Here is a 22,631-nt window from a genome sequence, read left to right on the forward strand (position 1 = left end):
CCAAGTGATCCGATGAGTCTCAGGAGCCGATATGAGATCACGACCAACCCGATTGTTCTTGGCACTGCTCGGAGCAGTGCTCCTGATGGGCGGGATGGCCGCGCCTGCCACCGCGCATCCGGAGGGGTTCCACGTCCTGGTGTTCAGCAAGACGGCACCCGGGGCCTACCGGCATACCCCCGCCATCGAGGCGGGCCTCCCGATGTTCGAGGAGCTGGCCGCCGAGCGCGGCTGGGAGCTGACGAAGACCGAGGACTCGTCGGTGTTCAATGACGACGATCTGGCCGAGTACGACGTCGTCGTGATGTTCCAGAACTCCGGCATGGTGTGGGACAACGACGCCCAGCGGCAGGCGATGAAGAACTACGTGAACAAGGGCGGCGGCGTTGCGGCCATCCACAACACGCTCGACATGGGGATCGAGAAGGAGTTCCCTTGGTGGGACGAGCTGATCAACGGCGGCGCCCACATGCCCACCCACTCGCCCGGCACGCTGAAGGGCACGGCGAAAGTCGCCGACAAGCTGCACCCGTCGACCAAGGGCCTGCCGGAGCGCTGGGTGCGTAACGAGGAGTGGTACAACTTCGATCCCAACCCGCGCGGCAATGTCCACGTCCTGGTCACCGCCGACGAGACCACGTACGACCCGGGCGGCGACGCCATGGGCGCCGACCACCCCATCTCCTGGTGCCGCGACGCCGAGGGCGGCAAGGTCTGGGCCACCGCCATGGGCCACGAGGCGGCAAGTTACTCCGAGCCGGAGTTCCGTGCGCACATAGTGGGCGGCGTGGAGTCCGCGGGCGGCAAAGTCGAGGCGGACTGCGGGCCGACGACGTGGGCCGCCTACGAGAAGGTCGCCCTGGACGAGAGCACCGTGGGCCCCGCCGCGCTGGACGTCGCCGCCGACGGCCGCGTGTTCTACGCCGAGTACGGCGGCAAGGTGAAGGTGCACAAGCCGGACACCGGTCAGGTGGCCACCGCCGGCACGATCAACGCCTACACCGGCGGCGAGGACGGCCTGACGGGACTCGCCCTCGACCCCGACTTCGCCACCAACAACCGGATCTACCTGATGTACTCGCCGGCGGGCGGAGACGAGGACATCGCGCGCGTGTCGCGGTTCACGGTCAACGGCGACTCGCTGGACATGGCCAGCGAGCAGGTGCTGATGAAGGTGCCGTCGTCGCGGCAGTCCCCCGAGCCGGGGCACACCGGCGGCTACCTCACGTTCGGGCCGGGCAAGAACCTCTACATCGGCACCGGCGACGACATCGAGCCCTTCCGCTCCGACGGCTACGCGCCGATCGACGAGCGCAACGCGAACAACGACGTCCAGGCGACCTCGGCCAACACCAACGACCTGCGCGGCAAGATCCTGCGCATCCACCCCGAGGACAATGGCACCTACACGGTCCCGGACGGCAACATGTTCCCGCCGGGCACGGACAAGACGAAGCCCGAGATCTACGCGATGGGCTTCCGTAACCCCTTCCGGTTCACCGTGGACCCCGACGACGGCACGATCTACGCGGCCGACTACGGCCCGGACGCGGCCAACGACAACCCCAACCGGGGCCCGGCGGCGCTCGTGGAGTGGAACGCGATCAAGGAGCCGGGGTTCTACGGCTGGCCGTACTGCGTCGGCGACAACATCCCGTACAACGACTACGACTTCGCCACCGGCCAGTCCGGACCGAAGTTCGACTGCGACAAGCCGGTCAACAACTCGCCGAACAACACCGGCCTGACCGACCTGCCGGCTGCCAAGAAGGCCGACGTCTGGTACGGCAACGGCGCGAACGGCAACAAGTTCCCGGAGATGGGCGACGGCGGCGAGGCGCCGGCGGCCTTCCCCGCGTACCAGTACGACCCGGACAATCCCTCCGAGACGAAGTTCCCCGCCTACTTCGACGACACGCCGTTCTTCGGCGAGTGGGCGCGCAACAAACTGCATGAGTTCCGGCTGGACAAGGACGGGAAGCTGCTGAAGATCAACGACTTCCTGTCGAACATGAGCTTCAAGTCCCCGATGGACATGAAGTTCGGCCCGGACGGAGCGATGTACCTGCTGGAGTGGGGGACCGGCTTCGGCCGGGACAACCCGGACTCCGGCCTGTACCGCATCGACTACACCACCGGCGACCGGCGGCCGATCGCGAAGGCCACCGCGGCCCCTTCGTCGGGAGGAAGCCCGCTGGAGGTGAAGTTCTCCAGCGAGGGCTCGAAGGACCCGGAGGGCACTGCCCTCACCTATGAGTGGACCTTCGGCGACGGCGCCACCTCGACCGAGGCCAACCCCACGCACACATACGCAGAGAAGGGCCAGTTCAACGCGAGCCTCAAGGTGACCGACAGCGGCGGCAAGACCGGCACCGCGAGCGTGACGGTGACCTCGGGCAACACCGAACCCACCGTGAAGCTGTCGATCCCGGACGGCGGCATGTACGAGTGGGGTGACTCGATCCCGTACACGGTGGAGGTCACCGACCCCGAGGACGGCGAGGTCGACTGCTCCAAGGTCAAGACCGTGCCCTCACTGGGCCACGACGGGCACGCGCACGACACCGATGCGATCACCGGATGCTCGGGCACTCTCAAGCCCGAGACCGACTCGGCGCACGCCGACGTGAACTCGTTCTACGTCGCGACCTCCACCTACACCGACAAGGGCGCCGACGGCGTGCCCGCGCTGACCGGCAGCACGAAGGTGGTGCTGCAGCCCAAGCACAAGCAGGCCGAGTTCTTCAACGGGCAGTCCGGAGTGCGGGTCGTCTCCCAGGGCGGCGCCGAGTCCGGAGCCCGGATCGGCGACATCAGCAACAACGACTGGATCTCCTTCAAGCCGGTCAACTTCAAGGGCATCAACCAAGTCTCACTCAGGTACTCCTCGCCGTCCGGCGGCGGCAACGTCGAACTCCGGGCGGGCTCGCCGGAGGGTGACCTGATCGCCACGGTGCCGATCCAGAGCACCGGCGGCTGGGACAACTACACCAGCACAGCGGCGGTCGACGTCACCGCACCCAGCGGGACCACGGAGCTGTACCTGGTGTTCAAGACGCCCGGCAACAACTCATACGACATCGACTCGATGACATTCATCGGCCCGGGCCTCGGCACGGGCACCACCCAGGAAGGGAAGCAGATCGTCGGTATCGGGGAGAAGTGCGTCGACGTGGACGCATTGGGCACGGCGAACGGGACGAAGGTCCAACTGTGGGGCTGCAACGGTGGCGCCAACCAGAAGTGGACCGCCACGGGAAGCACACTGCGTTCGCTCGGCAAGTGCCTGGATGTCGCCGCAGGGGGCACGGCGAACGGGGCGAAGGCCCAGCTCTGGGAGTGCAACGGCGGTGCCAACCAGGACTGGTCGGTGCAGTCGGACGGCACGATCCGCAACGGTGGCAGGTGCCTCGATGCCACCGGCAACAGCTCCGCCGAGGGCACCCAGTTGATCGTCTGGGACTGCCACGGCGGAGCCAACCAGAAGTGGGCCTTCAAGTAACCGAACCGGCCCCCAAGGGCCGATAGCCATCGGCTCTGGTCACGGAGCTGCCGGCCCTCACCCTCGACGGCTTCGAGGGCCCGGCAGCTCCGTGACCACGGAAGCGAACTCGGCGTGTCGTCCTGCAGGCACGAAGTGCCCGTGGGAACGCCCAGTGCGACGAGCTGAGGCAGACGCACGTCGCCCGGACGTCCGCGCCGGGGCCTGCCTGACCAGGCCCTGGCGCGGACTCGTAGTACCGGCAGCCCGGCTGCTACACCGATCACGATCGGCAGGTACCTGACGTGCCGCATGGCGACGACGACGCGGTCGCCTTCGCCACGGACGGGCTCACCGCCGCACATTTCTCGGTCTGTACGAGCGGCACGCCAGGAGTAAGGGCGGCCCGGTGCCTGCTCGCTCCGGCCGAGGCCGGAGCGAGCAGGTCGTCGGTCATGCGGCGGGTTGCGCCCTGACGATCACCTCCGCCAGTGCCAGCGGATTAGTGGTCGAGGCGAGCTGGATCCGCACGTAGCGTCCCTTGGCTCCGCCGAGGTCGACGGTGGTGGGTCGTCCCGCGGTGCCGGCCTGGTGCAGGGCGGTCACTCCCGGTGCGGCCTTGGCCTCGTCGAGCGAGTCGGTGGTGAAGGGGGTGTCGGAGGCGAGGACCCAGTAGTCGGACAGGCGCTCGGAGCAGCAGTCGGTCCGGTTCCAGACCTCGATGGAGTCGATGGGGTGGGATTCACCCAGATCCACCTGCCACCAGGCTTGGTGTGACGGTTCCGCGGTGTGGGTGACCGAGCCGTCGAAGTACGCGCCGTTGGTGTTGCCGTCCACGGCGCGTGCGGGCACGCCCTCATGCGCCGTGCTGATCTGTGTCGCTGTCTTGCCTACGGCCACGTTGGGCGGTACCACCGTGAGGCTTGCGTCGAGTTCGACGATGTGTTTCTCGCCCGTTGCGTCGGCGGTGAGTGTGTAGTTCCCCAGGGGGGTCGTTGCAGGCACCGTCACGGTCATGGTGGTGGTGAAGGTGCCGCCCGGTGCCAGGTCGGTGTAGTCTGCGGCGTCGCCGGCCTGCCAGCCCTCAGGCGTGCGCAGCACGGTGGTGCCGCTGACGGGCCGGGTGCCCAGGTTGGTCACGTGCACCGGGATGTCGGTCGATGCGCCCTGTTCGAGTTGGTCCGGTGCCTCCAGCCAGGACACCACCTGGCCGGCCTGCCCGACCAGCATCGTGTCGATCCGCAGGCCGAGGTCCTCGCCGGGGTGCGTCGGCTGATCCAGCCTGACGGTCACCGGAGTGACGGCTCGGGGTCGCACTCTGAAAGGGCCGATGGCATTGGTGGTCAGGTCGCTCCCCCGTACCACCCGGGACTTGTCGCCGACTGTCACGCGGTACGAAGCGTCGGGACGGGCCTGGCCGGTGACGGCGATCGAGACCTCGGAGGACTTTCCGGTGGTGATGTGGGCGGTCTGCCGCACCGTGGTGCGGCGGTTGCTGTCGTAGTAGCCCTGATCTGCGTAGCTGTGACCGGACTCGATGTCGGCCGGCTGGATGACGGCGCTGGTGTCGCTGCCGAGGGCGACGGTGTTACGGGGGATGACCCGCAGTTTGCCGGCGAGGTCGACCTGGATGACCGGCAGGACCTCGTCCTGCGGCTGTTCGGGCAGTGTGACGACGAGGTCGTCGCCGTCGAACCGCCAGTCGAGCCCGGACGCCGCTCCGTCTTCCCGGACGTCGGTCACGTTGGTGGCCAGGCCGGGCAGGCGCAGTTGACGGTCGGCCGGCCAGTTGGTCACGTGCAGGAACAGTTCGCGGCCGTTGACGGTTACCTCACCCCACGGCTGGCCGCCGAAGCGGGTGGCCGACGCATCGAGCACCGCGCCGGGGTGGCGGTCCAGCCAGTCGCCGATGCCGCCCAGGACGTCCGCTTCGAACTCCACGACCGAGCCGTCACCGCGTGGGCCGATGTTCAGCAGGTAGTTTCCGCCCCGGGCGCGCACGCTGGTGAGCCCTGTGACGAGGTCACGGACCTTACCGGGAAGGTCGTCGCGCTTCTGCCAACTGCGGTAGCCCCACGTCTCGTGGTAGATCGAAGAAGGCGTCTGCCAGGCGCCGTCAAGAGGCACGTCCGGGACCTCGTTGTCGCCGAGCGTCCGGAAGTGCCCCCTGTTGTTCCACACCCGGCTGTTGATCGCCGCGTGCGGCTGGTGTTCCCGGACGATCGAGGCGAAGGCCTCGCTCTGATCCGCGGTCGGCGCCGCCATGTCGAACCACACCTCGGCGATGTCGCCGTAGTTCGTCATCAGCTCGCGGATCTGCTGCTTGATCACCGGCTCCATCGATGCCGGGATCGGATTCGAGTTGTTGCCGGCGAAGGCATGGCCCTGGTGCCAGTCCACCAGGGAGAAGTAGAAGCCGAACTTCAGCCCCTGGGACCGGCACTCGTCGGCGAGCGCCCTCATCGGGTCCTTGCCGTACGGGGTGGAGTCCACGATGTCGTAGGTGGTGGAGTCCGTGTCGAACATCGAGAAGCCGTCGTGGTGCTTGCTCGTGATGACGATGTAGCGCATCCCCGCTTGCTTGGCCAGCGAGCAGATCTCGGCCGGGTCGAACCGGTCGGGCCGGAACCGCTCAGCCACTCCGAGGTAGTCCTCCTCGGAGATGTTCGCCCACATCTGGATCTGCTCGCTGTAGCCCCGGGTGACCGGTTCCCCCTGCCACACGCCGCCCAGTTCGGAGAACAGTCCCCAGTGGATGAACATGCCGTACTGAAGACGCTGCCAGGCCGCGACGTCCGCATCTTCACTGAGCTCGACCGCTCCCGACACACCCCGGACAGTCGGCTCCTCCGGCGCCGAGTCCCGCGCCATCGCTCCCGGACCGAACCCGGCCAGACAAGCGAACGTCACCATCGCCGCTACCAACGCCAGTGCTCTGCGCATCTCACTGCTACCTCCTCGTGGAGATCGGTGATACACCCGATCTTTAGGGGGAGTCCAGCCGCTGCTGCTCCCATGATGAGTCAGGAAGGGCGTAGACATCGGATGTTAACGGGGTCGGAGGCCGAATGTAAGTCCCTGAGGGGTGGTGTACGGGCAGAGTGCGATCACCCGCAGGAGGCGGATCGGGTACCACCGCCGATGCCGCGTCGCAGCACGACCGTGGGGGTCGGTCAGTTCTGTGGTTCCTCGGCCCAGCGGTCTTGTATACAAGGGCTCCGGCCGATGAGGGCAGTGGCTTCGCTGGGCCGCCGTTGCCGTGCACCGCGTCCAGGAGTTGGGACGATCAGGGACGGTCGTGCGGCGGAGGGGGAGCCCTCCGCCGGCTGTCGGCGCCGCAGCGGACGCTGTGAGCTGCCCGGCGGTCCAGAACGGAGCGCCTTCATGTGCATCGGCGAGCATCGCCGGCACCTCAGCACCCAGGCATTCGGGCAGCGGCGGCAGGTTTTCACGCACGGGCGGCTCGCTGGATTCATCCGGCCGCGTGGTTCCTGCGCGCGACCGGCCCTTTCGAGGAACCGCAGCAGCAGTTCGGCCTCCGTGCGCGGCCGTGGGGCCTGGTCGTGCGCGGGACCCGTCCACCGCCCGGCCGCGGCGAAGCAGTCAGCGGGCGGTGCGCGTACGCTATCCGCCACGTCGCCCTCCCCGAATTCCCGCCTGCACTGCCTCGGCCGCCCGGAGCCGTCTGGTGCCACCCGATGCCCCGGGCATGCAACGGTCTTCTTCCACCTGCTCCGCCGGGGCGATGCCCAGCGCGGCCAGGGTCGCACGCGAGGCGCTCAGCGCGACCTTGTCGCCTCGTTGATGCTCTCGGGCTGTTCGGCAGTCTTGCCGACGTCCTGTCGGGCGGTGGGGTGACGGTTCTTCGTGCCGGGAGGACGGCCGTTGCCTGGCCGGGATGGGTTCGGTACACGAGCCGGACAGACCACGTGGTGGCGGAGGTAAGCGGCGGCCCGGGGGAGGCGGAGCCCGGTGTGGGCGGTGAGGACGCAGGAGGGCGCAGGCTGGCGCACGCCGCCCGAGTACTTCCACCGGGGGTCCCCGTCCCGGATCTCGCTCCCGGGCACGACCGCTGCCGTCCAGACCAGGGCGAGGACCTTGCGTACGGCCTGATGAATCTGCTCGGTGATGGTCATGCCGACCGAGTACGACAGCCACCGTTCATGCTGAACGCTCTGAGGTGCGAGGAGTCGACCACGCAGCACGACCAGTCGATCCGCGAGGCCGCGTTCAGCTCGGCGAGCAGAACCTCGTGCAGCCGCTGCCACACACCGGCTCGTTCCAGTCCCGCAACCTGCGCCAACAGGTCGTGCCCGAGCCGTTACGGGACAACCCCATTGGGTCCCTGTCCGGGATCTTCGGGGCCCCTCAACGAACATGCCGAACGGAAGCGAGGCAAGGAGTTCACCGACAGTGGTCTCCGGGTCTGGCCCGTCCGCGAGGTTGTCCTTGGCTTGCTCGGTACCGGCCACGCCCGGGAAACCCTCGCGACGATGACGGGTACAGCGGCCTGCGACGGCCGACCCTCACGGATTCGGCCGACAATGGTTCTCTTCTCGATGTGAGTGGAGCGTCGTGTGATCTGATCGAACCGACAAATGGTGCCGTCGACGGGCGTGTGCACCACAGTAGTTGGAGCAGAGGACGCACTGCGCGAGCATCCCGAAGGGCGCCCGCCGGCCAGCCCTGGCCCGTTGCGCGGGGCACCGGGCCAGCGCTGGCGGTTTTCTCGGGCGGTCAGCCCGCGGTTGCCGGGTGGGTCTTGAAGGCGTCGACGATCATGTAGTCGCCGGACTTCATGGTGCCGGTGATCGTGTGTGGGCCCGGCGCGAGGTCGGTGATCGAAAGGACCGTCTTCTGGTGGACGCGGCTGGGGTTGTGGAATGACACCGTCTTGTAGAACTTGCCGTCGATGGTGATATCCACGTCACCCTCGTCGGTGTTGACCTGCGAGATGATGTCGAGGCCCGTACCGTTGAAGTCGAGCTCCCAAGTGTCGCCGATGTTCTGGGTGGCGTCGATGTCGTCGAGATAGGCACCCGCGCCGCCTCGACTCGCGTTTCTCCAGAGCCAGTGCTCGCGCGTGCCTGTGCCGCTGTTCGTGTAAACAACCCCGGAGGTGTTGTTGAGCTGCTCGGGTGTGGTGATCTTGGTCAGGTTCACCTTGACGTCGGTCGAGGCTCGCCGTACGCCGAGGGAGACAGGGGCGCCGGCCGGCAGCTCGTTGTAGGCGCGCCAGAAGCTGTTGCGGTCCTCGTCGACCTCCTTGCCGTTGATCGTGCGGATCAGGTCTCCGCTGAGCAGCCCGGCCTCGGCGGCATAGCTGTCGCTGGGCACGCTAGCGAGCTTGAGTCCTTTGAAGTCGTTGATCGCATAGGACGACTGCTCGGCCTCGGTGGTGATGTTGGTGGCGTCGGCACCCATCAATTTCTCCACGTGCTTCCTGCGGGTGACCTCGATCGGATCGTCGTCATCGGAGCCGGTCGGCAGAACAGCCTCAGGGGGTAGTGCCCCGCCGGGCGCACCGAACCCGGTCGTCGGAATGTTCCGGAAACCCAGTGCCAGCGCGGGCGAGTTGTCGGCCAGCGTGAAGTCGTAGGTGCCAGTGGGATCGGGATTCGCGAAGCTGGGATCTCCGATCGACGAGTCCAGGTCCATGCCGGCGCGATACCAACTCGTTTCCGGGTTGATTGTCTTGCCGTCGGCCGAGAGCTTTTCGGTGCCCGCCCCGCTCGGCGAAATGCTGATAGAAGCCCCTGCGTTCCAGAACAGGTTCTTGCCGATCGTGTACTTGGCGCGGACCGGATCGTTCAGCACATTATCGTATGGCATTCTGCCCAGCGTGACGTTGCGTTCGATGACGTCGCCGCCAGGCATGTAGCTCACCTGCTCGAAGGTGCGGCCGTCGAGGATCAGGTTATTGTGCATGGTGCGTTCAAATCCGTCGCGGAGTTTCACCCCTCCCTTGAGCAGGACATTATTGGTCATCCGGAAGTTGGACGAGCCGTCGTCGAGGTCGATGGCCCAGTCGCCGTCGTGCCAGAACCTGTTGTGATCGATGGTTATGGGCCTGATGACGTCGAGATGCATCATCGCGCGTGCCTGCTCAGCGGTGAGCTCTCCACCGGTGTTGCCCTGAAAGGTAACTCCCTCCGCCAAGCTGGCGAACTTGTCGCTGCTGGCTCCGGTGCGCCAGAAGCGGCTGCGTCCCCAGGAATTGATCGAGCCGTTGTCTCCTGTTTCGCGGACACAGTCGAAGATGTCATTGTCCTGGATCAGATGGCCACCCCAGGTGTTGTCGGAGAAGTTGAGGCAGGCCCGCGGGCTGTCGGACAATGAGTTGCCCCGAACGGTGACGTCGAGGGCCATCGAGATGTTGACCGACGAGGTCTGCTTCTCGTAGCGGCCATTGTTCTTCATGACATTGCCCTTGATGAGGATATCCCGGGGATAGTCCTCGGTTCTTGGGCCGCTCTTCAGGTCGGTAATCCGTGGGGTGGTGAAGTAGTTTCCGGCGTAGTTGCGGACCGCGGCGGGAGAGCCCACAACATGGACGTCGGTCGCTCCGTTGGAGTCGAATGTGCTGGAAGTAACCTGATTACGCTCGTTGTAGCCGTCCATGAAGACGGCGTTGCCGCCGAGATCGGTAAAGGACGACTTCGTGATCGTGATGCCCCGTGCGTTCTTCAGGTACGCCGCACCCTTGCGGACCACCGACCAATCGCCACGCGAGAGCCCTTCAAAGGTGCTGTTGAACAGGGTCCGGTGAGTCCGCTCGAAGTGCAGGTTCTCAAGCACGATGTCGTGAATCGGTTCCCCGGGCGAATCTCCTGTGAGGGTGATCAGCTGGTCGAGCTCACCTGTCTCGATTGCGGCCGTGGCGAGGTCGACTCCAGCGGGAGGCTTGAGGTACAGCTTGTTGCTCGCCCTGTCGAGGTACCACTCACCGGCGACGTCGAGTTCCTCCCGGATGTTCTCCACGAGGACGGCGTCCCGCTTGAGCGGCAGACCGCTGCCGCAGTCCTGCGGACGGTTGTTATCACCAACGAAGTTCAGCCCGAGCTGGTCGCTGTCCCGACCGGTGACGGTGAAGGAGACGCTCCCCCAGTCGTGACAGTGCATGGCCCGCACGAAACCCGTCGTGGGGTCCTGCCAGCCGGCCGAGCGGGTATTGAGGTCGCTGAGGGTCGTCGTACCCTCGAGTCGCGGCGCGGACTCGTCGTAGTTGGGATAGCGAGCCATGACCTGCCGCTCGTCGTTGACGAACAGCTCATCGAAATCGATCCCCGCGGGAACGTCGGTCACCATGACGCTCTTGTCTTCGGCCGTGGGCTGCCACGACCCGCTCAGCTCCCGGCCCCCGACGATCCTGGCACCCGAACCGGTCCCTACCCAGCGCACCGGATGCTCTGCGGAACCGCTGTCCCGTGCATCCAGTGACAGGGCCTCCGACACGCGGTAGGTGCCCTCACCGAGCTGCACGACGATGTCCCGGTCGATGCCCTCGGCCAGGACCTCGCGGACCTTGGCGCGCGCGCTGGTCAACGAGCACGGCTTTTTGGGCTGGCATGCCATCCCGGAGCCGTTCGGGGAGACCGAGACGATTTTGGGGCCCGCGGCGGCGACGGCTGGGCCGATCCCCAGCGGAACGGCCGTGAGTACGAGCGCGAGAGCGGACAGGGCTGCGGTCGACCACAATCGCAGGCGGACGAGGGCCATGGGTTGCCTCCTCGGCAGGCCAGATAAAGATCCGATGTCTTGACGCTAGCCTCAGCTGCTGAGCAAGGACAAGAGGCGGGACACCGTCAAATTCGAACGCATGAGACTGGCAGAGGTCCTATGTATCGCGAGAACGGACGTTATCGATCTTCCACACGTCAGGTCTGCTTGGCTTCAAGTGACGTTGCCCCGGCCCCGGTTGATCCCGTGTACAGGGCCCCGCGGCCGCGCCGGCGTTCCGGCGTGAGCGCCAGGTCCACAAGGGTGCGAACCGGCCCGTCAGTTCAACAGTGAGCGCCGGGGCGGCGGCGCTGTCGGAGTCGACGCCGATGCTGTATTGGAGCTGCGGGTGGCAGGTACGGACGGTGCGGTTGACCCAGTGGGTGAGTTCCTTCATCTCGACGGTCAACTGCTGGATTGCGGTGCCAAGGGCGTGCAGTTCTTTAAACTCGTCGTTTTGATCTTGGTTGGAGTGGGGTCGGAACCGGGGAAGGTCGTGACGTCGGCCGGTGTGCGGAGGCGGGCGGTTGAGGTGTTGACGTGGTGGCCGTGTGCTTCCAGGAGCGGGTGGGCCTCTTTTTTCGCCCGGCTGACGGTCATGGCGGTCACGCCGAAGAGTTGGCCGAGGAGGCCCATGGTGGCGAGTTTGCGCACGTGGAGAGCGGTGGCCAGGATCCGCCCCATGGGGGTGGACTTGGCTGTTGCGCTTGTGCCGGGGGCGACCGAGCGCTCGTGACCGCGGCGGGTGCGGAGTACTCGCTCGTGTTGAACCTCCGGTGCAGGAGTCAGCGGGTCGTGGTGTGTCGTGCTGTTGGTGGGTGTCGCGTCCAGTGGGTGCTGGGGCGGAGGGTGTAGTTCCAGTAGCCGTGGGAGCGGTGCCGGATGATCGGCAGGGCGGCGATCTCATCAGGGGGCGACAGTCATGCCGGTCCGGAGGCCGGCGGCCCTCATGCAGGACCGAGAAGAACATAACGGGGCATATGTCCTGCAATAGGGGTTATGCCTGCAACCAGAGACCCTCCAGATCCCCTGGTAAGCAGACATCGGATCTATTGATGGGTTCCTCGCTGCAGATTCGTTGACTGTGCCCGACAGGTCATGCATACTCCTGGCCCAAGCCGCCAGACGGGAGGCGGTTCATCCGATCTCTTCATCCTCTCTTCCAGTCGCTGCACGACGAGAGCACTCGAAGGGGGAGGCAGTCGCAAGGCATTGCCGGTGCCCGCTTGAACGGGTGGGGCGGTCGGTCCCAAAGGTGGCGAGGGCGTCCCTCCAGCCCAGTGGGCCACGCATGTCGGTCATTCTGTGATCGCCACTCTGATAGAGGTCTACAGGAACATGCGAACAAGGCTTGTCCTCGTTCTCAGCACGCTGTTGGTGCTGGCTTCCTCTCCCACAGCGCTCGGTGCTCTCGGGGCGCCCGCTCACCAGACGGCGGGCCCGGCGCAACGCGCGGATGGGGGCAATCCCCTGCGTATGTGGTACACCACCCCGGTATCTGACTGGGAGAGCCAGGCGTTGGTGCAGGGCAACGGCACGACCGGCCTGATGGCATTCGGCAACCCCGGGCGAGACCGCCTCCACTTCAACGAGAAGACCCTGTGGACAGGCGGGCCCGCTGATGGGCGCACCTACCTCGGTGGCAACAAGGCGACGGCGATCACGCCTCAGCAACTGAACAACTACCGCCACGCTCTCGACGACAAGACCACGAACGTCTTCGGCCTGCCGCCCACCGGCCCCGGCGGCGCCAACTCGCAGCTCACCAGCATGATGTTCGGCGACACCGGTGGAATGGGCATGTACCAGGACTTCGGCGACCTCTACCTGGACTTCGGCGCCACCGGCATCACCGACGCATCGGCATCGAACTACGTCCGCGACCTGGACATGAGCTCCGCCGTCTCGAGTGTGAACTTCGACCATGACGGCGTGCACTACGAGCGTGAGTACTTCGTGAGCTATCCCGACCAGGTCGCCGTGGTGCGTCTGAGTGCCTCCGAGCCGGGAAAGCTCAGCTTCACGACGTCGACGTCGGCGGCGAGCGGACTGAACACCTCCGCGACCGCGGATCCGGACGAGAAGCGGATCACCCTCGCCGGCGAGGTGAGAGACAACCAGATGCGTGCTGAGATGCAGCTCAAGCTGCAGAACGAGGGCGGAGCTGTCTCGAGCAGCGATGGCCGCACGCTGACCGTCACCGCCGCGGACACCGTCACGCTCGTCTACTCGACAGGCACCAACTACAAGAACGATTACCCGACGTACCGAGGCGAGGACCCGCACGGCAAGCTCACGCAACGCGTGGACTCAGCCATCGCCCGCGGATACCCCGCCCTGCTCGACAGGCACCTGGCCGACTACCGGGAGCTCTTCTCGCGCGTGCAGTTCGACCTGGGCGCAACCGTGCCCGACATCCCCACCGATCAGCTCATGAGGAACTACCGCGCGGGATCCCACGATCTCACGGTCGACCAGATGGCGTACCAGTTCGGCCGCTACCTCAGCATCGCCGGCTCACGGATCGGCGACCTGCCCACCAACCTCTGCGGCCTGTGGATGATCGGCAGCGCGAGCGCCTTCTGGGGAGCGGACTACCACTTCAACGTCAACGCCCAGATGAACTACTGGCCGGCGATGTCGACCAACCTCGCCGAAACCCAGGTGCCGCTCAACGAGTTCGTCGAGTCGCTCGTGGTTCCGGGTCGACTGACGGCTGAGCGGTCCGCAGCGGTGAAGACCGAGGACTTCGCAGACGCGCCGCTCGGGACCGGCAAGGGATTCCTCATCAACACCCAGGTGAACCCGTTCGGGCACACCGCCCCGATCGGTTCGCAGGAGTACGGCTGGAACATCGGCGGATCGTCGTGGGCGATGCAGAACCTCTACGACTACTACCTCTTCACAGGCGACGAGACCTTCCTGCGCGACACCGTGTACCCCATGCTCAAGGAGATGGCCGCGTTCTGGAACGAGTACCTCTGGTACAGCCCGTACCAGAAGCGACTCACCGTGACGCCGAGCGTCTCGGCCGAGCAGGGCCCGACAGCCGTCGGAACCGCATACGACCAGTCCCTGGTATGGGAGCTGTACCGCATGGCGATCGAGGCATCCGAGGAACTCGGGGTCGACGCGGACCTGCGCGCTGAGTGGCAGGACAAGCAGTCGCAGCTCGACCCGATCCTGATCGGGCAGCAGGGCCAGGTGAAGGAGTGGTTCGAGGAGACCACCCTCGGCAAGGCCCAGGCCGGCGATCTCCCCGAGGTCGACATCTGGAACTTCGGTGCCGGCGGCAGCGCCAACCAAGGCTCTGTGCACCGCCACACCTCACAGCTCGTCGGGCTCTTCCCCGGCACGCTGATCAGCAAGGACACGCCCGAGTGGATGGATGCTTCCATCAAGTCGCTCGAGCAGCGCAGCCTCAACGGCACGGGCTGGTCCAAGGCCATGAAGATCAACATGTACGCCAGGACCGGCCTCGCCGAGGACACCTACTCCATGGTGCGTGCGATGCTCGCCGGTAACCGGAACGGCCTGATGGACAATCTGCTCGACTCCCACCCGCCGTTCCAGATCGATGGCAACTTCGGGCTGACCGCCGGCATGACCGAGATGCTCGTGCAAAGCCAGCTCGGCTACACCCAGTTCCTCCCGGCACTCCCCCGTGCGTGGAAGGACGGGAGCGTCCACGGCCTCGTTGCGCGCGGAAACTTCGTCTTGGGTATGAAGTGGGCAAACAGCGCTGCCACGGAGTTCCGGGTGACGGCCCGCAACGGCGGCACGTTCGTCGGCGACTACCCGGGCATCGCGCAGACCACGGTAAAGGACGCGGACGGGAACCTCGTGGCCACAAGAGCCAACGGCTCGGACGAGATCTCGTTCGACACGGCCAAGGGGCAGACCTACACGATCGCCTTCGAGCCCGAAGGCGTGGGGTTCGCCAACGTCTCCTGGCACGTCGATCGCGCCGAGACTACCGGGGAGATCCCGAGTTCCGCCGCGGAACAGGTCCGGGAGCACATCGCGCGGGCAGAGCACCTTGCCCGATCGCCGGTATCGAACCGTGCGGTCATCGCGCAACTCGACACCGCGGCACGAAAGGGGAAGGCGAGCACGAAGCTGGTGGAGGCGCTCAGCGCGCTGGCAGCCACGTTCCGCTGATCCACCGAGGCGCGTGCCCGGTGACGTCGATCGCCGGGCACGCGTCGCGTGACTGTCCCGGCGCCCGACGGATGCGCTCGCCGACCGTGAGACGCAAGTGGTCGGGCCAACTCATCGAGAATTCTTCCCGATTGTGCAGCTTGCTCCGGGGTGGTCACAGTCTGTATACCCGTGCTGCCGTGCTCGACAGGATTTCGGTCTTCTCGCCCGTTGTCAGGCCGGCCAGCAGGGTTCGCGTGGACTCCACCACGTGGGCGTAGTCCGCTGCGAGCGTGCACACCGGCCAGTCGGAGCCGAACATCAGCCGCTGTGGACCGAAGGAGTCCAGCACGGTGTCGGCGTAGGGGCGGAGGTCGTCGGTGGTCCACTCGTGCCAGTCCGCTTCGGTGACCATGCCGGACAGCTTGCACACGGCGTTCGGCATCGCCGCGAGCTGGCGGACTGCCTGTGCCCAGGGCTGCAGTGTGCCCGCCGCAATGGGCGGTTTACCCAGGTGGTCGAGGACGAAGATGAGGTCGGGCAGCCTGAGGGCGGCGGCCGTGGCGGCGGCCAGTTGGCCGGGGTGGATGACCAGGTCGTACGTGAGCCCGGCGTCGGCTACCGCTCGTAGCCCGCGCAGTACGTCGGGGCGGGTGAGCCAGTGCGGGTCCGGTTCCTCCTGCACTTGGTGCCGGATGCCGCGCAGCCGCTCGCCGCCGGGCAGGGTGCGCAGCCGGGCCAGTTCGTCGGCGATGCCGGGTGCCGTGAGGTCGGTCCAGCCGACCACACCCGCGACGAGGTCGCTGACGGCCGCGAGCGCCAGGAGTTCCGGTGTCTCCTCCGGCACGGTGACCGTCTGGATTACCACAGTGCGGTCGATGCCGGCGGCCCGCGCCTGTGGCTCCAGGTCAGTGAGGTGGAAGTCGCGGCGCAGTGGCGCGAGTTCGGGCCCGGAGATCCAGCTCTGGTCGCGTACGGACAGGTCCCACACGTGGTGGTGCGCGTCGGTGATGGCCACGAATGTCAGAGCTTCCACACGACGGGAAGGCCGGCATCGGCGCCAGCGGAGGAGTAGTCGTGGGCGACGTCGAGGAGTTCGGCCATCCGGGTCTGCCACGCGGTGTTCACCGGCAGCCGCTCCAGGTCGGTGAGGAGCCGGGCGTAGTCCTCGCAGTCGATCACGTGGAAGAGGTCGGTGCCGTTGCGCCAGATGGTCCAGGAGGTGGCTCCGGCGGCGCGGATCGCGGCGGTGAGCTCTGCCGGGACTTCGCGATGGGCTGCCTCGTACTCGTCGATGCGGTCCGGCCGGACCGCGGTGTGCAGGGCGATGAGCATGGATGAGGGCTCCTCAGGGGTCGACGACGACGATGTCCAGGGTGCGCGGGCCGTGCACACCCTCGACCCGCTCCAACTCGATGTCGCTGGTGGCGGATGGGCCGGAGATGAAGGTCAGCGGTCGGTGCGGGTCGAGGCGGCGCAGCGCTTCGGGTACGTCGCCGGCGATCTGGTCGGCGCGTAGGACGCACAGGTGGTAGTCGGGGAGCAGGGTGAGCGCGCGGCGGCCCTGTCCCGGGCCACCGTCGAGGACGATCGTGCCGGTGACGGCGATGGCCAGGGCGCAGGTGGTGAGGACGCCCCCGGCGGCGTCCAGTTCGCGGACGCGGAGTGGCGGGGTGTCGGTGAGGGTGCGGCGCGGGACGTCGTCCGGGAGCCACTCCTCGGGAAAGCCGTCGGGGACGACGATGCCCGCGGTGCCGTACGCTGCGAGCGCGGCCGAGATGACCGGGAGGGGATCGGTGGTCCGGGTGACCATGGTCCGGTAGTCGGCGGCTCGCTCGGCGAAGAGGCCGACGATGTCGCTGTCGGCATCGCCGGCGTGGCTGTCGCGGTAGTCGCGGGGGATGCGTGCGGCGTCGTACGTCTCAGTGGAGGGTACGTCCGTCAGGGCGGCCCTGATCCGAGCGAAAACGGTTTCGCGGCTGTTCACGGTCAGCTCCTCGTCCGGCGCCACCAGGCGCGGAAGGTCTCGCGCGGCGGGGCCGGGGTGTCGCGGGTGTGTGACCAGCGGGACAGAGGTCCGGGCAGCCGGGGGAGCACGCCGCGCCGGGACAGCAGTCGGCCGCCGATCCGGCCCACCCGCTGGGCCGCGCCGAGGCGGCGTGGTGAGGTCAGGGTGACGGTGGCGGCCTTCATCACCAGAGCCTCGGGGGTGGGTACGGGGCCGCGTTTGGCGTCGACGGCCTGCGCCCGCAGATGCACCAGCACCTCCGGGATGTCGATCTTCACGGGGCAGGCGTCGTAGCAGGCGCCGCAGAGTGTGGAGGCGAAGGGCAGGGAGGAGGCGTGTTCGATGCCGGCGAGCTGGGGGGTGAGGACGGCGCCGATGGGCCCGGGGTAGGGCGAGCCGTAGGCGTGGCCGCCGGTTCGCTCGTACACCGGGCACACGTTGAGGCAGGCGGAGCACCGGATGCAACCCAGCGCCTGGCGGCCGACGGTGTCGCGCAGCGTCGCAGTGCGGCCGTTGTCGAGCAGGATCAGGTGGAAGTCGCGCGGGCCGTCGCCCGTCACCGGCCCCGTCCACATGCTGGTGTACGGGTTCATCCGCTCCCCGGTGGAGGCCCGTGGGAGTAGTTGCAGGAAGACCTCCAGGTCGGCGAAGGAGGGCAGTACTTTTTCGATGCCCATGACGGTGATCAGCGTCTCCGGGAGGGTCAGGCACATCCGGCCGTTGCCCTCGGATTCCACGACGGCGACCGTGCCGGTGTCGGCGGCGGCGAAGTTGGCGCCGGAGATTGTCACCTTGGCGGTGAGGAACTTCTCCCGGAGGTGCAGCCGCGCGGCCTCGGCGAGGTCGCGCGGGTCGTCGGTGAGCCCTTCGGGCGCGGGCTTGCCCCACGCGCCCATCGCGGCGCGGAAGACCTCACGGATCTCGGCGCGGCCCTTGTGTATGGCCGGGACCAGGATGTGGGAGGGGCGGTCGTCGGCGAGCTGCACGATGAGCTCGGCGAGGTCGGTCTCGTACGCCGTGACGCCTGCTTCGGCGAGGGCCTCGTTGAGGCCGATCTCCTGGGTGGCCATGGACTTGACCTTGACGACCTCAGTCTCGCCGGTGGCCTGGACGAGCTCGGTGACGATGCGGTTGGCTTCGGCGGCGTCCGCCGCCCAGTGCACGGTCCCCCCGGCCATGGTGACCGACAGCTCAAGCTGCTGCAGATGCCGGTCGAGGTGGCGGAGGGTGGCCTCCTTGATGGCGGCGGCCGCGGTGCGCAGCTCCTCCCAGTCGTCCAGTTCGCCGGTGACGGCGAGGCGTTTGTCGCGGATGGTGCCGGTGGCCTTGCGCAGGTTGACGCGCAGCCGGGTGTCGGCGACCGCGTCCCGGGCTGCTTCGGGGAAGGAGGGGGTGCCGAGCCAGACGACGTCGCCTGAGGTAGGGGAACTGCTCATGCGGCGGCTTCCTCCGTCGAGGCCAGGATCTCGGCCAGGTGCCGGGTGCCGACGCCGGTACGGAGGCGGGCGAGGCCGCCGCCGATGTGCATCAGGCAGGAGTTGTCGCTGGCGCACAGCACCTCGGCGCCGGTGGTCTGCACGCCGTGGACTTTGTCGGCGAGCATCGCGTTGGAGACGTCGGGGTTCTTCAGGGCGAAGGTGCCGCCGAAGCCGCAGCAGCTTTCCGCCTCGGGAAGCTCGACGAGGTCGATGCCCCTGACGGCGCGCAGCAAGTCGAGGGGCCGGTCGCCGACCCGGAGCATGCGCAACGAGTGGCAGGTCGGCTGGTAGGTGACGCGGTGCGGGAAGTAGGCGCCCACGTCGGTGACACCGAGGACGTCGACCAGCAGTTCGGACAGCTCGTAGACCTGGGGGGCGACGTCGGCGACGGCGGCACGGAGGTTCGCGTCGCCGTGCTGGGCGGCCAGCGTGGCGTGGAAGTCGCGGACCATGCCGGTGCACGATCCGGAGGGGATGACGATCGCGTCGTAGCCGGCGAAGTCCGCGGCGAACCGCCGCACCATGGGCATTGCCTCGGGCCGGTAACCGGTGTTGAAGTGCATCTGGCCGCAGCAGGTCTGGGCCCGCGGGAAGTCGACCGTGTGGCCGAGGCGCTCCAGCAGCCGCACGACGGCTCTGCCGGTCTGCGGGTAGAGGGTGTCGTTGATGCAGGTGACGAACAGGGCGATACGCATGACTACCCCGCCTCCGGCACCGGGATCAGGGGCGGCAGCAGGTCCTCCGCGCGCAGCCGGTGCCACACCTCCGCCGGTACGGGTGTGCTGAGCAGCGCCACGGAGTCGCGGACCTCCTCGGCCGACCGCGGCCCCGTCAGGACGCACGCGACGGCGGGGTGGCCGAACGGGAAGTGCAGAGCGGCGGCGCGCAGCGGGACCCCGAGTGCCTCGGTGGCCTTGTGCATGCTCAGCGCCTTCTCCAGCAGGGGCACGGGCGCGAGGCTGTAGTTGTAGGTGGCGCCAGCCCGGGGGGCGGCCAGCAGACCGGAGTTGAAGACGCCGCCGATGATGACGCTCTTGCCGCGGGCCGCGGCGGCGGGCAGGAGTGTGTCGAGTGCCGCCTGTTCCAAGAGGGTGTAGCGGCCGGCGCACAGCACCGCGTCCACGTCGGTGTCGGTGAGGAAGCGGGTGAGCATCCCGGTCTGGTTCATGCCGGCGCCGATCGCCCGTACGACGCCCTCGGCGCGCAGCCGTTCCAGCGTCGGGTACGCCTCGCGGAACGCCTGCTCCCCGTGGTCGTCGGGATCGTGCAAGAGCGCCACGTCCACGCGGTCCAGGCCGAGGCGGGTCAGGCTTTCCTCCAGCGATCGGCGTACCCCGTCGGCGCTGAAGTCCCACACCCGCCGGTGCGTGGCCGGTACCGCGAAGCCGTCGGCCAGGTCGGACGGCGCCGGATCTGCGCCATCGTACGGCTCCAGCAGCCGGCCGACCTTGGTGGAGACGACGTACTCCTCGCGGGGCTTGCCGCGCAGCACCGCTCCCAGGCGGCGTTCGGACAGCCCCAGCCCGTAGTGCGGGGCCGTGTCGAAGTAGCGGATACCCGCGTCCCAGGCGGCTTCGACGGTGGCCGCGGCGCTCTGCTCGTCGACAGGCGTGTAGAGCCCGGCGATCGACGCGGCGCCGAAGCCCAGAACGGTGACGTCGACGCCGCTGCCGCCGAGTGTCGTCGTGCGCATCACTGCTCCTCCGGGCGCAGGCGCAGCCCCTGCATGCCGCCGTCGACCGCGAGTGCGATGCCGGTGATGGAAGCAGCAGCCGGGCTCGCGAGGTACACCACGGCGGCGGCCACCTCGTCGGCAGACACCAGCCGGCCCATCGGCTGCCGGCCGTCGAGCGCGGCCCGCTCGGCGACGGGGTCGGCGGCCTGGTCCAGCAGGCGGCCCACCCAGGGGGTATCCACCGTGCCGGGGTTGACGCAGTTGACCCGGATGCCCTCGCGCACATGGTCGGCGGCCATGGCCATGGTCAGCGCCAGCACGGCGCCCTTGCTGGCGCTGTACAGGGCGCGCTGCGGCAGTCCGGCCATGGCCGCGATCGAGCAGGTGTTGACGATCGAGGCATGCGCCGACTCGCGCAGATACGGCAGGGCGGCCCGGGTGGTACGCACCATGCCGAGCACGTTGATGCCGAGCACCCGCTCCCACTCGGCGTCGTCGTTGTCCTCCACGGTGCCGATCGCGCCGACGCCGGCGTTGTTGACCAGGATGTCGATGCCGCCGAGGTCTCCGGCCGCCGTCTGCACCGCCGCACTGACGGAGGCGTTGTCCGCCACGTCCGCCGCGTAACCGTGCAACGGTGCCTCGGCGGTGTCGGGCTTGAGGTCGAGGACCGCGACGTGGGCGCCGCGGGCGGCGAGCAGCCGGGCCGTGGCCAGGCCGATTCCGGAACCGCCTCCCGTGACTACGGCGTTCAGGCCGTGCAGGTCGCCGCCGGTGTCGTTCGTGCCGGTCATGCCGCCCCCTTCCGGCCGGCGCGGTCCGCCCTCCAGAAGGTGCCGTCGGGATAGCGGTAGGTGTCGATGGACTGCTGGTGCATCTGCGCCGAGAAGCCGGGGGCGGAAGGGGCGGCGTAGTGCCCGCGGACGATGCGCACCGGGTCCGTGAAGTGCTCGTGCAGGTGGTCGACGTACTCGATGACGCGGTCCTCGGTGCTGCCCGACAGCGCCACGTAGTCGAACATCGACAGGTGCTGCACCAGTTCGCACAGCCCCACGCCCCCCGCGTGCGGGCAGACCGGCACGCCGTACTTGGCGGCGAGCAGCAGGATGGCCAGGTTCTCGTTGACCCCGCCGACCCGCGCGGCGTCGATCTGCAGCACGTCCAGGGCACCGGCCTGCAGCAACTGCTTGAAGATCACTCGGTTCTGTACATGCTCACCGGTGGCCACCTTCACAGGCGCCACGGCCCGCCGGATCGCCGCATGACCCAGGACGTCGTCCGGACTGGTGGGCTCCTCGATCCAGTACGGCTCGAACTCGGCCAGGACCTGGACCCATGCGACGGCCTCGTCGACGTTCCACCGCTGGTTGGCGTCGATCGCGATGCGGATGTCCGGTCCGACGGCGGCGCGGGCGGCGCCGCAGCGGCGGATGTCGTCACTCAGGTCGGCGCCCACCTTCAGCTTGATCTGCGTGAAGCCGTCCGCGACGGCCTGCTTGGCCAGCCGGATGAGCTTGTCGTCGGGATAGCCCAGCCAGCCCGCGGAGGTCGTGTAGCCGGGGTAGCCGATCGCCCGCAGGTCCGCCGCACGCTGTGCGGCACCCTCGCGGCCGCGTTCGAGGAGGCCGATGGCTTCGGCCGGGCTCAGCACGTCCGCGATGTAGCGGTAGTCCACCTGCTCGGCCAGCCACTCCGGCTCGGCCTCGGCGAGAAACTGCCATAGCGGCTTGTGCGCCCGTTTGGCGGCCAGGTCCCACACGGCGTTGACGACGGCGCCGATCGCCATGTGCATCACGCCCTTCTCGGGCCCCAGCCAGCGCAGCTGGCTGTCGCCGGTCAGGTCGTTGCTCACCGAGCTGGGGTCCGCGCACACGTCGTCGACCGGGCGGCCGACGAGGTGCGGCCGCAGCGCATCAAGGGCGGCGACTTGGACTTCGTTGCCGCGGCCGATGGTGAAGGTGAAGCCGTGCCCCTCAAGCCCGTCCTCCACGTCGGTGCGCAGCACCACGTAGGCGGCGGAGTAGTCGGGGTCCGGGTTCATCGCGTCGGAGCCGTCGAGCTCGCGCGAGGTCGGGAATCGGATGTCGTACGTGTCCACGGCGACGATCCGGGGAGAGCTTGCAGTCACGA

The 22,631-nt window shown here is 67.8% G+C and carries 13 protein-coding genes and 2 pseudogenes; 2 read left to right on the forward strand and 13 right to left on the reverse strand.

Annotated features, from left to right (window positions below):
* Window positions 1–94 precede the first annotated feature (94 nt).
* On the forward strand, window positions 95–3,502 hold the full coding sequence (locus tag DMB38_RS25635) for a ThuA domain-containing protein (RefSeq protein ID WP_240662466.1): 3,408 nt from the start codon (window positions 95–97) through the stop codon (window positions 3,500–3,502).
* A gap of 432 nt (window positions 3,503–3,934) precedes the next feature.
* Here the strand turns inward: DMB38_RS25635 and DMB38_RS25640 are convergent, their stop codons facing one another.
* The 5 genes and pseudogenes from DMB38_RS25640 to DMB38_RS25665 all read right to left on the reverse strand — a co-directional run bounded on the left by DMB38_RS25640 (window position 3,935) and on the right by DMB38_RS25665 (window position 11,884).
* The gene (locus DMB38_RS25640) at window positions 3,935–6,523 is read right to left on the reverse strand and encodes an alpha-L-fucosidase (protein ID WP_125937136.1); all 2,589 of its coding nucleotides are present in this window, start codon (window positions 6,521–6,523) and stop codon (window positions 3,935–3,937) included.
* A 737-nt stretch (window positions 6,524–7,260) separates the two neighbouring features.
* A pseudogene (locus DMB38_RS37705) lies at window positions 7,261–7,422 on the reverse strand (transposase); the annotation flags it as partial.
* A gap of 230 nt (window positions 7,423–7,652) precedes the next feature.
* Window positions 7,653–7,801 (reverse strand): annotated as a pseudogene (locus DMB38_RS25650) (IS5/IS1182 family transposase); the annotation flags it as partial.
* Between the two features lie 417 nt (window positions 7,802–8,218).
* The gene (locus DMB38_RS25655) at window positions 8,219–11,200 is read right to left on the reverse strand and encodes a PDZ domain-containing protein (RefSeq protein ID WP_125937138.1); all 2,982 of its coding nucleotides are present in this window, start codon (window positions 11,198–11,200) and stop codon (window positions 8,219–8,221) included.
* Between the two features lie 405 nt (window positions 11,201–11,605).
* Window positions 11,606–11,884 (reverse strand): transposase family protein, encoded by a 279-nt coding sequence (locus DMB38_RS25665; RefSeq protein WP_125937139.1) that lies wholly within the window; start codon window positions 11,882–11,884, stop codon window positions 11,606–11,608.
* Window positions 11,885–12,676: 792 nt separating this feature from the next.
* On the opposite strand from DMB38_RS25665, the gene DMB38_RS25670 reads away from it, so the two are divergent.
* Window positions 12,677–15,361, forward strand: coding sequence for a glycoside hydrolase family 95 protein (locus DMB38_RS25670; protein ID WP_240662467.1), 2,685 nt, complete (start codon window positions 12,677–12,679; stop codon window positions 15,359–15,361).
* A gap of 154 nt (window positions 15,362–15,515) precedes the next feature.
* On the opposite strand, the gene DMB38_RS25675 is transcribed toward DMB38_RS25670, so the two are convergent.
* The 8 genes from DMB38_RS25675 to DMB38_RS25710 are packed head-to-tail and all read right to left on the reverse strand — an operon-like array spanning window position 15,516 to window position 22,629.
* Window positions 15,516–16,358 carry an amidohydrolase family protein gene (locus tag DMB38_RS25675; RefSeq protein ID WP_240662468.1) on the reverse strand — a complete coding sequence of 281 codons (843 nt, stop codon included), beginning with the start codon at window positions 16,356–16,358 and terminating at the stop codon, window positions 15,516–15,518.
* A gap of 5 nt (window positions 16,359–16,363) precedes the next feature.
* Window positions 16,364–16,675, reverse strand: coding sequence for an L-rhamnose mutarotase (locus DMB38_RS25680; RefSeq protein WP_125937140.1), 312 nt, complete (start codon window positions 16,673–16,675; stop codon window positions 16,364–16,366).
* 13 nt (window positions 16,676–16,688) lie between these two features.
* Window positions 16,689–17,327 carry an LUD domain-containing protein gene (locus tag DMB38_RS25685; RefSeq protein WP_206337743.1) on the reverse strand — a complete coding sequence of 213 codons (639 nt, stop codon included), beginning with the start codon at window positions 17,325–17,327 and terminating at the stop codon, window positions 16,689–16,691.
* A gap of 2 nt (window positions 17,328–17,329) precedes the next feature.
* On the reverse strand, window positions 17,330–18,784 hold the full coding sequence (locus DMB38_RS25690) for a lactate utilization protein B (RefSeq protein ID WP_125937141.1): 1,455 nt from the start codon (window positions 18,782–18,784) through the stop codon (window positions 17,330–17,332).
* Window positions 18,781–19,521 (reverse strand): (Fe-S)-binding protein, encoded by a 741-nt coding sequence (locus tag DMB38_RS25695; protein ID WP_125937142.1) that lies wholly within the window; start codon window positions 19,519–19,521, stop codon window positions 18,781–18,783. Before DMB38_RS25695 ends, DMB38_RS25690 begins: the two co-directional genes overlap by 4 nt.
* 2 nt (window positions 19,522–19,523) lie before the next feature.
* Window positions 19,524–20,519: an aldo/keto reductase gene (locus DMB38_RS25700; RefSeq protein ID WP_125937143.1), complete on the reverse strand. Its 996-nt coding sequence runs from the start codon at window positions 20,517–20,519 to the stop codon at window positions 19,524–19,526.
* Complete coding sequence (locus DMB38_RS25705) at window positions 20,519–21,295, reverse strand: SDR family oxidoreductase (RefSeq protein WP_125937144.1); 777 nt, start codon at window positions 21,293–21,295, stop codon at window positions 20,519–20,521. Before DMB38_RS25705 ends, DMB38_RS25700 begins: the two co-directional genes overlap by 1 nt.
* Window positions 21,292–22,629 carry an L-fuconate dehydratase gene (locus DMB38_RS25710; RefSeq protein ID WP_125937145.1) on the reverse strand — a complete coding sequence of 446 codons (1,338 nt, stop codon included), beginning with the start codon at window positions 22,627–22,629 and terminating at the stop codon, window positions 21,292–21,294. Before DMB38_RS25710 ends, DMB38_RS25705 begins: the two co-directional genes overlap by 4 nt.
* Window positions 22,630–22,631: the final 2 nt, after the last annotated feature.

The sequence above is a fragment of the Streptomyces sp. WAC 06738 genome, assembly GCF_003945505.1.
GTDB lineage: Bacteria > Actinomycetota > Actinomycetes > Streptomycetales > Streptomycetaceae > Streptomyces.